Annotated in this window: 13 protein-coding genes and 1 other annotated feature; of the genes, 3 read left to right on the top strand and 10 right to left on the bottom strand. The window is 36.6% G+C overall.

Going from position 1 to position 12727, the window contains the following annotated elements:
• Positions 1–7 precede the first annotated feature (7 nt).
• The 6 genes from J9537_RS05970 to J9537_RS05945 form a co-directional block, all read right to left on the bottom strand.
• Positions 8–319: a V-type ATP synthase subunit F gene (locus tag J9537_RS05970; protein ID WP_218257082.1), complete on the bottom strand. Its 312-nt coding sequence runs from the start codon at positions 317–319 to the stop codon at positions 8–10.
• Positions 309–1304 (bottom strand): V-type ATPase subunit, encoded by a 996-nt coding sequence (locus tag J9537_RS05965; RefSeq protein ID WP_218257081.1) that lies wholly within the window; start codon positions 1302–1304, stop codon positions 309–311. The genes J9537_RS05970 and J9537_RS05965 overlap by 11 nt, the downstream gene beginning before the upstream one ends.
• Before the next feature lie 57 nt (positions 1305–1361).
• Positions 1362–1946, bottom strand: coding sequence for a hypothetical protein (locus J9537_RS05960; protein WP_218257080.1), 585 nt, complete (start codon positions 1944–1946; stop codon positions 1362–1364).
• Positions 1947–2097: 151 nt separating this feature from the next.
• A complete protein-coding gene (locus tag J9537_RS05955) occupies positions 2098–2568 on the bottom strand; it encodes a V-type ATP synthase subunit K (protein WP_218257079.1) in 471 nt (156 codons plus the stop codon).
• Between the two features lie 18 nt (positions 2569–2586).
• Entirely contained in the window at positions 2587–4548 is a 1962-nt protein-coding gene (locus tag J9537_RS05950) for a V-type ATP synthase subunit I (protein ID WP_218257078.1), read from the bottom strand.
• Complete coding sequence (locus J9537_RS05945; protein ID WP_218257077.1) at positions 4538–4858, bottom strand: hypothetical protein; 321 nt, start codon at positions 4856–4858, stop codon at positions 4538–4540. The genes J9537_RS05950 and J9537_RS05945 overlap by 11 nt, the downstream gene beginning before the upstream one ends.
• A gap of 49 nt (positions 4859–4907) precedes the next feature.
• Positions 4908–4955 (bottom strand) — a sequence feature (sodium ion sensor (DUF1646 type); this cis-regulatory element may regulate processes involved in with the transportation of sodium ions).
• A 219-nt stretch (positions 4956–5174) separates the two neighbouring features.
• Between J9537_RS05945 and J9537_RS05940 the strand changes: the two genes are divergently transcribed.
• The 3 genes from J9537_RS05940 to J9537_RS05930 all read left to right on the top strand — a co-directional run bounded on the left by J9537_RS05940 (position 5175) and on the right by J9537_RS05930 (position 8005).
• Positions 5175–5897: a gamma-glutamyl-gamma-aminobutyrate hydrolase family protein gene (locus J9537_RS05940; RefSeq protein ID WP_218257076.1), complete on the top strand. Its 723-nt coding sequence runs from the start codon at positions 5175–5177 to the stop codon at positions 5895–5897.
• Positions 5898–6054: 157 nt separating this feature from the next.
• A complete protein-coding gene (locus J9537_RS05935; RefSeq protein ID WP_218257075.1) occupies positions 6055–6732 on the top strand; it encodes an ABC transporter ATP-binding protein in 678 nt (225 codons plus the stop codon).
• 1 nt (position 6733) lies between these two features.
• Entirely contained in the window at positions 6734–8005 is a 1272-nt protein-coding gene (locus J9537_RS05930; protein ID WP_218257074.1) for an ABC transporter permease, read from the top strand.
• Positions 8006–8050: 45 nt separating this feature from the next.
• On the opposite strand, the gene J9537_RS05925 is transcribed toward J9537_RS05930, so the two are convergent.
• From J9537_RS05925 to J9537_RS05910, 4 genes are all read right to left on the bottom strand, one after another.
• On the bottom strand, positions 8051–9499 hold the full coding sequence (locus J9537_RS05925; protein WP_218257073.1) for an alanine/glycine:cation symporter family protein: 1449 nt from the start codon (positions 9497–9499) through the stop codon (positions 8051–8053).
• Positions 9500–9692: 193 nt separating this feature from the next.
• Complete coding sequence (locus J9537_RS05920; protein ID WP_218257072.1) at positions 9693–10508, bottom strand: aldo/keto reductase; 816 nt, start codon at positions 10506–10508, stop codon at positions 9693–9695.
• Between the two features lie 65 nt (positions 10509–10573).
• Positions 10574–11833: an ABC transporter permease gene (locus tag J9537_RS05915; protein ID WP_218257071.1), complete on the bottom strand. Its 1260-nt coding sequence runs from the start codon at positions 11831–11833 to the stop codon at positions 10574–10576.
• Positions 11826–12725 (bottom strand): ABC transporter ATP-binding protein, encoded by a 900-nt coding sequence (locus tag J9537_RS05910; protein ID WP_218257070.1) that lies wholly within the window; start codon positions 12723–12725, stop codon positions 11826–11828. The genes J9537_RS05915 and J9537_RS05910 overlap by 8 nt, the downstream gene beginning before the upstream one ends.
• Positions 12726–12727: the final 2 nt, after the last annotated feature.

Raw genomic sequence — 12727 nt, 5'->3', positions numbered from 1 at the left:
AGCTCCTTTATAAAATATTCTGTCCGACTGCCCGCTCTACTTGTCCTTGTATCATGGACTTGCCGATTCCTAACGTTCCTTCATGATTAGGAATCAGAACGATTGCCGGAATCATCTTTTCTTCATAACGTTTAATTGTTTCGGGAACAAGCTGAGCAAACTCTTCCGTAATATAAATGATTCCATAATCATTTTTGGCCATTTCTTCAATTTGCTGACGAATGACCTGTTTATCCTTTATCGTTCGAGTATCAAAATCAAAGAGTTTAAAAGGCAAGACAGAATCTTTGTCACCAATCGCACCAATTTTATGTGCCATATGTCTCACGCATCCTCTCTCTCATTTGTTCTTCCGTCAACCCAATTCGTTTGCCAGTAATAATTAGACGAAGATTTTTTGTTTCGATCGACTTTGCATTCAAAAGAGCAAGTACTGGCAGAGGACCAAAAGCGTGTGTCTGCGCAGTTTCATAAAAACTTGTTAAATAGTCGTCACAAAGTCTTTCCAATTGACTTAAATCAATTGTGCTTCCTTCAATACTTGGTTCAATGATTTCACCGTAAGAGGTTGTCCTAAGATAATTAATCAATTGATCTGATCCAAGCTCAACACAATCCAATAATTCTTCTTTTGGAATACTTCCATGGCTGGACAAAGCTGTCGACATGAAATTACGACTTCTTTTTTGTTTAATCCCACGAGCAACCATCAAAATATTTATGAAGTCAATGAAGCTGATAACTTCCTTCAATAGTTCCGGCTCGTTTATCTTATCAGCTACTTTTCGCTGGCAATATAAATATTTACGATCCAAAATAATATCGATCCCCTGTAAGCTATTAGATTCTTCAAAATGCTCACGGACTTCCTGAATACTTTCCAGTAAAATTGCCGGCAATCCACTCGCCATTCCAGTACGAATAGCGGTCTTGATTTGCTCTAATGAATAAAAACCATCATAAATGTAAAGTTCATCAAAATTTTGATCTAATAAATCAGCTTTGATCAATGCTTTAAGATTATGGAAAGTAAAACGCATTGTGTAAATCCAAATAACGTCCGGATCAGGAACAATTTTAACCAACTCTGTCAATAAATCTTCTTGCGCCTGACCTAAAGCTACTTCGAAGCTATCAAAAAAATTATCAGTTAGATATTCACCATAAATAGTCCCTCTGAAAAGAGCCTCAATTTCCGATAAATCATCTGCTTTGATCATTCGAGTCATTAGCTCAGGTGTCAATAGTTCTAATTCTTTCAAACGAACCAGTGGATTCAATTCATGATACGTAGATTGCTTCATTCAATGCCTCCTAATTCGTATTTTTTAACCGACTCTATAAATAAAGTCTACATTTTACTAGTCAAAAAGTGATTCGGCCACTTGGAAACTCTCACGCTGTTGAATCTCTCCAACCAGACTTTGATAAAGAAAGTTGTATTGCACACCCTCTTTATCTAGAATAAATCCTGCTTGACCTTCAATAGTTCCTTCTCCAAAATCTAGATGATAAGAGAGTCTTCTATTTTGCTCGATAAGCCACTCATTTGAAAATACAGTTTGTGATTTTTCTCCGGGAATAAACGTCAAGTCCCCTTGTAATTGCATCTTTTCTAAAGCATGATGAGCAAATTTTTGCTGTTCTTCGGTAGACCAGTCTTCCATCTGAATAACAGCATCAGCGAAGACACGTTCTAATATCGCTTGTTTTTGATTTAAAATCATTTGTTTTTGAGCAATCTGCTGCCGATTTGTAGCCTGCTTGTAGTTGTTTTCTAGATTTTTCAAGCTTTTTTCCAAGCGTTTTTGATGTTCTATTTCTATTTCTGATAGTTCCGCTTGAAACTCTTGATCAATCCGATTCGTCTCTTTTTCTTTCAACTGAAGCTGTTCTAATTCAGCCTGCTGATTCAATTGCTCGACTATCTTTTCGATTGCTTCCATTAAAAAACTCCTTATTCGTACTAAGGTATTTATCTTTTCTGTAAGAAAAAATAATTCCGATTCTTCTGACGTAAATTATTCTTATCTTTTATAGTTTTAACGTGTTTATATCTTTCCTAAACAGTCATCTGTTAAATAAGGATTAATCTTCTTACACTTGTCCTACTAATAAGAACGAGATAACGAAACCTAAAATTGCATACGTTTCAACCATAGCAGCATAGATGATCCCTTTAGTTGAATGTTCAGGTTTTTTCGCTAAAATTTGAATACCTGCTGCAGCAACTTTCCCCTGTGCCATACCTGAGAATAATCCTGTGAAAGCAATCGGTAATGATGCGCCAAAATAGCCTAACCCTTGAACAACTGTTAAATCACCAGACAGATTTGTAAAGATCAAGAATGCTATAACGAAACCATACAGCCCTTGTGTACCTGGTAATAATTGTAAAATCAATGCTTGACCAAATTTTTCCGGTTGGCTAGTTGTTAATGCTGCAGCCGCTTCACCGGTCATACCTACACCTTTTGAAGAACCGATCCCTGAAAAAATTGTTGCTGTCGCCATTCCTAAAATCGCAAAAATAATACCGCCACTGTTGTTAATCAAATACTCCATCATTGTTTAAAATTCCTCCAATTATTTTTCTTGTTCTATATTTACATATTTTTCTTCTGTTTTTAATGGATTAAAAGCTCGTCCGCCGCCTTCATAAAACTTTCCAAAAAATTCTACATATTGTAAACGAGCCCCATGAACATAAGCTGACAATAAAGATAAAAATATATTCAACCCATGAAGCGCCAGCATCAACAATATTCCAACACTAAAACGTGCTACTGGTGGCATATAACCCACTAACATATTAAATGCTGCAGCAATACTTCCCCCTGAAATACCCAAGGCCATTAACCGTGTGTAACTAACTAAATCGCCTATATAACTAGTAATTCCATAAAGGTTGTATGCACCTTTTGCTAATCCCTTAATCTTAGATTTTGCTTGCAACATCGGCGTAACAATGATCATAAGGGCGCTTAAAACAGCTAGAGCCACACCAATCACAAATAATGCTTGATTATTAAGCAACATTTTTCCCAAGCCTCCGATGATTGCACCAACCATGATTCCTTGCCAAGCGAATCCATCGGAAACCGCACCAAGGTAATTCTTTGCCTTTATATTTTCTCTTGCAGCTAAACCTAATCCAATAAAAATTTGAATCACACCAAAAACGATTGATAAAATCAAAATACTAATGACATCGTTACTAGTTGACAGGATAGGTGTGTAGCCAAGCGAGAATCCAAAGAATGAATTATATATCAATCCCCATAATATTGTAGGAATTGATAAAATTTGGAAGAAACGCATAAATCGTCCCATTCCTCTAGGCAAGACAGTTCTCAACGCAATTGTCGTAGCAATAAGCATCAACGCGCCATAACCAGCATCAGCAACCATCATTCCAAAGAACACAAAATAAAATGGCATAAACCAAGGTGTCGGATCAACCTCATGATATTTAGGTAAGCTATACATTTCAGTCAGCATCTCGAATGGTTTCACGACCGCGTGATTTTTAAGTTTTGTTGGAATCTCTTCATTTATTTCGATATCAGTAGGTTCCTCTATCTCTAAATAAAGATTTTCTTTCCCAACCGCTTGGTTCATAAAGTCTTCAAATGACGTAAAGGCTTCTGTCTCAAGCCACCCTTGTAATAGGAATAACTTATCATCCTTAATAAAACGATCGTGAATCATCCAACGATTTTTACGCGCGAGTAAAACCTCTTCCGCTGTTTCCAAACGTTGGATAACTATTTTTTTCTGTCCGATTAGTCGAGCCAATTGTTTTTGCTCCTCGACCAACTCAAGTATTTCTCGTTGAATCACGGTTAACTCAGCCTTAGGCAGAAGTGATCTATTATAATTAAACGTGCTAATACTAAATTGCCGAACCAGTTCTTGGACTTCCGTCTGTTCCTCTCGCAAAAATAATAGAACAAAATTAACGCTTTGATCATCACTATATATACTTTCACAATGAATCTGTTTTTCTTTAACTTTTTGTTCAAATAAATCCCAAATACTTGCATCAGCAGTTCCTAAAAAACATTTTGTTGACCGCAAGCTATATTCATTAGGCAAAAAATCTAACATTTTCCATTTTTGTAGCAGACTTTCTTGTTCTTGCAACTCACGTTGTTTCGAGCTGGCTTCAATAAAACGCTTCTCCAAGTCTTGGATACTCTCTAACTCGCTTAACAATGCGGACTCGTCAAACGTATCTTCTAATTTTTGAAGAGTTGCCTGCTGACGTTTAAGGTGAAGCCCTTTTTCTCGACTGCTACCATGATGCTCTACAAATTGTATAGCATGCGTTATTTGTTCTAACTGATTATCCACTCTTGCAAGGGCGTCTTGACTAGGTAAGGGTGCTACTTCTTCAAAATATTTTTCTACCCAATCATTGCTCACAGTTTGCTCAAAAAGGTCACGAACTTCCACACCTTGAAATCCTTGAATCGCAGATAGAATTTGTTCACTATGTCCTTGTTGGGCAATCAAGGTCAGTTTACTCATTTTGCTAACTGCCATATTCTGAGATCACCCTTTCAATAATTTTTTGAACCGTTTGTTCCTTTTTTTCTAAATAATTGTCTTCCATTTTCTTAATTGCAACTTCTGCACGACTGGTTAGTTCTCGTTCTTCGGTTTCTAACTCTTCAGCTAATGTTCGTTCTCGTATAGCCAAGGCATTAGAAAAATCATTTTTTAACTCATCACGTTTCTTTTGCAACAATTGTTTTTTAGTTGACTCGTAACTCGACAGTTCTGCTAGTAACAGTTCTTTTTTTCTTTCATTTTGTTCTTCAGCAGACTTTATTTTCTCTAAAGCTTCTAACACACAAACCCTCCTTTATATACAAAAAAAGAGCGCAAAACTCTTAAGGTTGCTCTTCTCACCCCTTGAAGAACACGATCCTTGAAGCTTACGCCCAACCATTTTGTATCTATTCAATGAGTCTAGTATATCAAAAAAAGGAATACTCGTAACTATTTTTCCTCAAAAAGGTTAAAAATCTCATATATTTAGCAAGTAAAATCTGCTTTATTTATAGTAGGGTTTTACTCAATAAAAATTAGAAAAAGTTTAAAAACCATAATACTTGCTTTTTCAGTTTTGACTATGGTATCAAGTAATGTAGAAGGAGTGGTCGGTCATGAAAAAAAATATTATCGGAATAGCGGCAAACCAGCATTATCAAAATAATCAAGATTTTTTTGATCAGCAATTTACTTACACCCCACAAGGTTTTATTGATGGTGTACACCAAGCTGGAGGTATCCCAATGTTGTTACCAATCAGTGACCCTGAACTTGCTAAGGATTATATTGCTTCTATTGATAAATTATTACTTGCTGGTGGTCAAGATGTCACACCATTTCTTTACGGGGAAGAACCTCATCCGAAATTAGGTCCGACAAGTATCGAGCGAGATTCTTTCGAAATGGCACTAATTAAAGAGGCCATCAAACAAAACAAACCAATTTTTACTATTTGCCGTGGAACCCAATTACTGAACGTTACTTTAGGTGGAACATTGTACCAAGATCTTTCACAGTATTCTGATTGGAAAGTAAAACATGACATGTTTCCCACCTTACCAGATTTCGGGCTTCACTCAATCACAGTGAACTCTGATTCAACATTAGCTCCCCTTTTTGGTGAACAAGCACAAGTAAACTCTTATCATCATCAAGCGATTAAAGATTTGGCAGAAAATCTTATGCCTATTGCTTGGTCTCAGGATGGGATCGTGGAAGCAGTAGAAAGTCGTGAAAAAAATACTAAAATTCTTGGTGTGCAGTGGCACCCTGAATTGACTCAGAAAAAAGATGTAAAAGAGCAACGCCTATTCGATTTCTTCGTTCAAGAATTTTAATAACAGCAAATAAGGTTCAATCTCCAAATCCGAGATTGAACCTTATTTATTTACATTTTCTTACTTTTTATCAATAAATCCTACTTTAGTACCATTTCTTTCGTTTTCACTTATGGGAGAATCATCTCATAGCTTTTTAGCTAAAAGGAGGAAAATAATGAATGCAATTGAAGTAAATGATGTGAAAAAGGTGTACGGTTCTGGACCAGCAGCCTTTGAAGCACTAAAAGGGATAAGTTTCACGATTAAAAAGGGAGAATCAATCGCGATTATTGGTAAAAGTGGTTCAGGTAAATCTACCTTAATGCATATTCTTGCGTTACTTGATCGACCGAGCTCCGGAAAAATAGCTTTATTAAACCAAGACACACAAAAGATTAATAAACGAACGCTGAATAAAATGAGAAATGAAACCTTTGGCTTTGTCTTCCAACAATTCTTTATGAACCCTAAAGATACCGTTCTTTCCAACGTTGTCTTACCGCTTAAAATAGCTGGGCTTTCTAGTCGTCAACGAAAAGAAATGGCCATCAATGCATTAGAGGCGGTCGAGCTCAGTGATAAAGCCAATAACAAGGCCAATGATTTATCAGGAGGGCAAAAACAGCGTGTATGCATTGCACGTGCGATCGTCAATCAACCAGAAATTATTTTTGCTGATGAGCCCACCGGAAACTTAGATTCGACTACTGGTGAAAAAATTGAAGAACTTTTATTTAATTTGAATCAAAATAAAGGGATTACCTTGATAATAGTGACTCACGACCCTGAACTCGCAGCTCGCTGTGATCGTCAAATCCATATTAAAGATGGTCAATTATTGGAGGGCGCGTAAAATGAGACTAATTGACATACTTAAATCTGCAAGCTCAAATCTTTGGCGTAACAAAGGTCGAACACTACTTACAGTTATCGCAATATTCATCGGTGCCTTTACAATCTCACTAACCACTGGTGTGAATAATGGCGTAAATGATTACATTGATCGCCAAATAAGCGGAGTTGGCGGAGAGGATCAATTAATGGTTTTTCCTGAATCGCAAATGAGTTCTGGTAATGAGGACCCTCAAGAGTATAATCCTGACAAGGGCGCGGGTGCTGATGCAGATTTTTTAACAACAAAGGATCTTGAAAAGATCAAGAGTACAAAGGGAATCCGCAAGGTTGAGCCTTTTCATTTTCTATCTACAGATTATGTTCAACGGCATAACGGAAAAAAATATTTACTCTCTGCTGTAAGTGTCAGTGATATCTCTATTGATCTAGAGTCTGGTCGTGAAGTAAGTAATTCCGACGAACATTATGAAATCAACTTAGCACCCGAGTATCTAAAATCATTAGGCTTCAAAAATGCAAAGTCTGCACTAAACAAAAAGATAAACATTGCGGTTAGTAGTCAAGCTACTGGAGAACAAGAAATTATTGAGGCAACAATTGTCGGTGTTCGAAATGTTAGTTTGATTCAACAAGGACAATCTATTATGAGCAAGGCATTGTCTGATAAAATTGTCAGTATAAATGAAAATGGTTTGCCTGAAAATATGAAGAGCAAGTACAGTACTCTTTTTGCAACAATGGATAAAAACTTATCAAAAAAACAAATCGATCAATTAAAAAATCGTTTGTCTAAAAAAGGGTTCAGTTCAATGACTGTTGAAGATGAAATTGGCATGATACGACAAGTAGTTAACGCTATTACTGGTGTACTCACTCTATTTGGCGCAATCGCATTATTGGCTGCAAGTTTTGGCATAATCAACACCTTATATATGTCTGTGCAAGATCGAACACGTGAAATCGGTTTGATGAAAGCGATGGGAATGGGACGACTAAAAGTCTTCTTAACTTTCAGCGTCGAAGCACTCTTAATTGGCTTTTGGGGAGGAATCACCGGAATAGCTGGAGCTATCGTTGCAGGGAGTCTTCTAAATGATTTTGCTGCCACCTCCTTTTTAGATGGATTAACTGGTTTAACCCTGCTACAATTTTCGTGGCCTTCTATGCTGATCATTTTAGTGATTATTATGTTCATTGCTTTTTTAGCAGGAACTTTTCCAGCAAATCGAGCAGCCCGTCTAGATCCAATTAACGCTTTACGCTATGAATAAAAAGAAGCTATAGCAATTTTTGCTATAGCTTCTTTTTATTCTTTATTAGTCATCTTCAATAGTTGTCTCTGACACTGAAAATGTTGATAAATCAGTCGTTTCACCTGTAGACAAACGTTCAAAATAGGATTTTGTCTCTTTAAATACCACAGGACTTAGTAAAATCAGGGCAATGATATTTGGAAATGCCATTAATCCATTAAAAATATCGGCAATTGTCCATACCGCAGAAACTGTCAAATACGGCCCAATAAATACCGCTAAGATATAAACCAGACGAAATGCTGATGAAAACTTCGTGTTCCCTCCAGTCAAATAACTTAAACAACGCTCCGAGTAGTAATTCCAGCCTAAAATCGTGGTAAAGGCAAAAAATGCTAAACATGTCATTAATAATAAAGACGCAATGGTTTGCGAAATTGGTAATGCTTCTGAGAAGGCAAAAATCGTCACTGCGGAACCCTCTAGACCAGTTTCCCATGCCCCTGTAAGAATAATTGCCATACCAGTCATATTACAAACAACTAACGTATCAATAAAAGTACCCGTCATAGATACTAAACCTTGTCGTACAGGTTCTTTCGACTGTGCAGCTGCTGCCGCAATTGGCGCACTACCTAATCCAGATTCATTTGAAAAGATTCCTCGAGCAATCCCTTTTTGCATGGCGATCATCATTGCCCCCATTGCACCACCAGAAACTGCGCGTAAGCCAAATGCACTTTGGAAAATTTCAATAATAACTCCTGGTAATTTTGTGATATTCACAATGATCATGAACAAACAAAGTCCTACATAAATGACGATCATTAAAGGAACAATAATCTCAGACACTCTTGCAATACGTTGTACACCACCAATTAGAACAATAGCAACAAGAACTGTCACTACAATACCCGTGAGAATAACTGCCCATGAATATTCAGTACCAAAAAGGGTAATCGTATTCACTTTATTAGGATCAAAAAAAGTTTCTGCCGCTGAAGTAATCCCATTAATTTGAGCAATTGTACCAATTCCAATTAGTCCAGCAATTGCTCCAAAAAAGGCAAACATCTTCGCTAGCCACTTCCACTTTTGTCCCAACCCATTTTCAATGTAATAGAATGGACCACCTAGTGCTTTTCCATGGTCATCGAACGTACGGTATTTAACCGCCAGTAGCCCCTCTGCATACTTTGTAGACATTCCTAACAAGCCAGCTAATTCTAACCAAAACAGGGCACCTGGACCTCCCGCAACAATTGCCGTAGCAACGCCTACAATATTACCTGTACCAATTGTAGCTGATAGCGCTGTACATAAAGCTTGGAAACTTGTGACATCTCCTTGTCCACCCTCTTCATTTTTCACCATGTACTTCAGGGCAAGAGGCAAACGACGAACTTGAATCATCCGGCAACCAACAGTTAAAATAATACCAATTCCTAAAATTAAGACGATCATTGGTGCTCCCCAAATCACAGAATTAATTTTCAATAAAATATCACCCATCAAATTCCTCCCTTTTTCTAGTTATTCTATCATAAAAATAATTCACAAACTCTTTTTCAATTAAAAAAATTTTCATTCTTGTTTTTATGGACAGAAAAGATTCAGCATTTTTCATTGGAAAATACACAAAAAACACGTATAACAAATATGAATTATATCTGTTATACGTGTCTCTTTTCTTCTAAAAACTTTATTAGAAATCAAAATTATCAGGATCGGCACCAAGACGTTCATTAATATTTAAACTATCTATTTGATTCATATCTTCTTCACTCAGTTCAAAATCAAAAACTTCAAAATTTTCTTTGATACGATTTTCATGAACAGATTTTGGAATAACAATGATATCACTCTGCAGATGCCAGCGAATAATTACCTGTGCAGCAGTTTTATCATATTTTTGTCCAATCTCAACAAGTGTTTCGTTTTGTAATATCTTACCTTGTCCTAGCGGCGACCATGCTTCAATAGCAATATCTTCTTTAGACAAAAAGTCACGTAGCTGAACTTGTGTTAACGTCGGATGTAGTTCAATTTGATTGACCATTGGTTTAATTTTTGCCGTTGTCATTAATTCTTCAATGTGATGCTGATGGAAGTTTGAGACACCAATTGCTTTAGCACGACCGCTCTCATAAATTTCTTCCATTGCTCGCCAAGAATCATTGAATTTTCCTTCAACAGGCCAATGGATCAAATATAAATCTACATAGTCTAGTCCTAAACGCTCTAGACTATCATTAAACGCTTGATGAGCAGATTCATATCCTTGATCGACATTCCAAAGCTTAGTGGTGATAAATAGATCTTCTCGGTTCACTCCAGCTTGACGAATCCCCTCGCCAACTCCTTTTTCATTTTTGTACACTGCTGCTGTATCAATCAGTTGGTAGCCATTACTTATGGCCCATTTAACAGAATTCGTAGCATCATCATCATTCACACGCCAAACACCTAAACCTAATCGAGGCATTTCGAGACCATTTGCTAATTTCTTCATCTTATCCATCAAATTTCCTCCTTCTAGTTTGTGTTTCAATTCTATTGTGAAAGACTTTGATTCAACGAATTTGTCTATTTCTTTTTCCGATCATTTTGCATAATAGAAATTGATTGTTTTAAAGCACTAAGCGTTCCGCCTTCACTATAGACTAAGACATTTGACTTATACAATTGTGCTGAGAAAAGTGTCAGTAAAATCGTAAAGACTATCAAAATTCCTAAAGAGACAAATGCGCTGGACATTGCGGCTGTACCTGATGCTAAACGCAACGGCATACTGTACGACGATAAAAATGGAATGTACGAAGTAACCTTGATGATTACATTGGTTGGATCAGAGGTCCCTAGAATTAAACCTAACATATAACCAATCATCGAAAGATACATCACTGGTTGGATCGCTTTTGCAGTATCCTCTGGTTTGCTTACTAACGAGCCGCATAAGGCAGATAGAACAGCGTATAAAAAGAGCCCAACCAACATAAAGGCAATAATCGCCAAGGCACCGCTTCCCAGTAACGATTTAATAGATACGTTATTGATAAGATCTTTTACCATAGCAACATCTTTGAATTGTCGATAACCAAACACGACAGCTACACCATAAATTAATAACTGGGTTAAGGCCACTAACAAGACACCCAATAATTTCCCATAATAATGCGTTTTTGCCTTCATACTTGACAGTAGGACTTCCATGATACGTGTACCTTTTTCTGAGGCAATTTCTTGAGCGATAATTGATGAATAACTAATAATAAACACAAACATAATGATAGTAGTTAAAAAACTCAAAATAAACTGGGTTCCTGAATCTCCCCCATCACTTTGCATCTTTCCATTCTCAAAAGTCACTTTAGTAGATTCGAATTTTGCCGGCTCCATAACCTTCTGTACTTGTGCAGTTGTTAAATTTAACTGATTGGCACGAATAGTCGCTTGCATTGAACTTAAAATCTGCTGCAACTGCGTCTCAGTCGAGGTCCCTAGAGAAGCTTTACTATAGAGCTTTCCTGAAACATTCTCCTGACTCATCTTAAGATCAAGATAAGCATCAACCTTCTTATCTTCTAATTGTTTTTGCGCTTTTTTATCGGAGGATATTACTTTGAAGCTGTAATCCTCACTTTTTGTTTTTGCTAATTGTTCTGTTACTGCTGGCTGATCACTGACAATACCAATTTTATTAATATCATTAGCATCTCCAAAGAAATGTTGTGATAAATAGAAAATGCCCATAACTAAAAATGGTGCAAGGATCATAATGACGAAGGCGGTTGATTTCACATTCTTTTTATAAACATCTTTTATAATAATCCCCATTTTACTCATTTACGGCACCTGCTTTCCATTTAAAAATTTCTTCTAGTGTTGGCGGTTGTTGATTAAACATTGGAATATAACCGTCTTTAGTTGCTTGATTAAAGATGTCTTGTCCAGCATCTGGATTTTCCAAAGTAATATCAAAACTTCCATCCTCTTTTTGAATCACAGTATGCACACCAACAAAGGCTTCTATGTCCTCTTTTTTCAAATGAGAATCTAAATATAATTTACTACGTCCAAAAGACTCACGGATTTCATGAACCTTCCCATTTAGAACAGTTTCGCCATTTCTCAACATAATCAGGTGATCACAAATTTTTTCTACGTTATCCATATTATGACTAGAAAATATAACGCAAGATCCCTTCTCTTTTAGTTCAATAATGCCATTCTTTAGTAATTCAGCGTTCACCGGATCTAACCCACTGAATGGTTCATCTAAAATGACTAACTTCGGTTCATGAATCAGAGTTGAAATTAATTGAACCTTCTGTTGATTCCCTTTCGATAAAGATTTTACCTTATCTGTTTTTTTCCCTTTGACCTGAAACTTTTCCATCCATTCATCAATTTTCGGTGCTATTTCCTGTTTGCTTTTTCCTCTCAATGAGGCAAAGAAAAGCAACTGATTTTCAATTGTAACCTTGGGATAAAGCCCACGTTCTTCTGGCAAATAACCAATGATGTTATAGTCGTTACCAGATAATTCATGTCCATCCCACAGAACACTCCCCGAATCTTTTGATAGGAAATCTAGAATTAAACGAAATGTTGTAGTTTTTCCTGCTCCATTCTGCCCAATCAATCCCAAAATCTTTCCATCTTCGATCGTAAAATTCATATTATCTAACGCTTTGTATGATCCGAAACTTTTACTCAAACTCTCAACCTTTAACATTT

The sequence above is a fragment of the Enterococcus raffinosus genome (genome assembly GCF_019175485.1).
GTDB classification, from domain to species: domain Bacteria; phylum Bacillota; class Bacilli; order Lactobacillales; family Enterococcaceae; genus Enterococcus_A; species Enterococcus_A raffinosus.
This window is presented reverse-complemented; position numbering and strand designations above follow the sequence as displayed.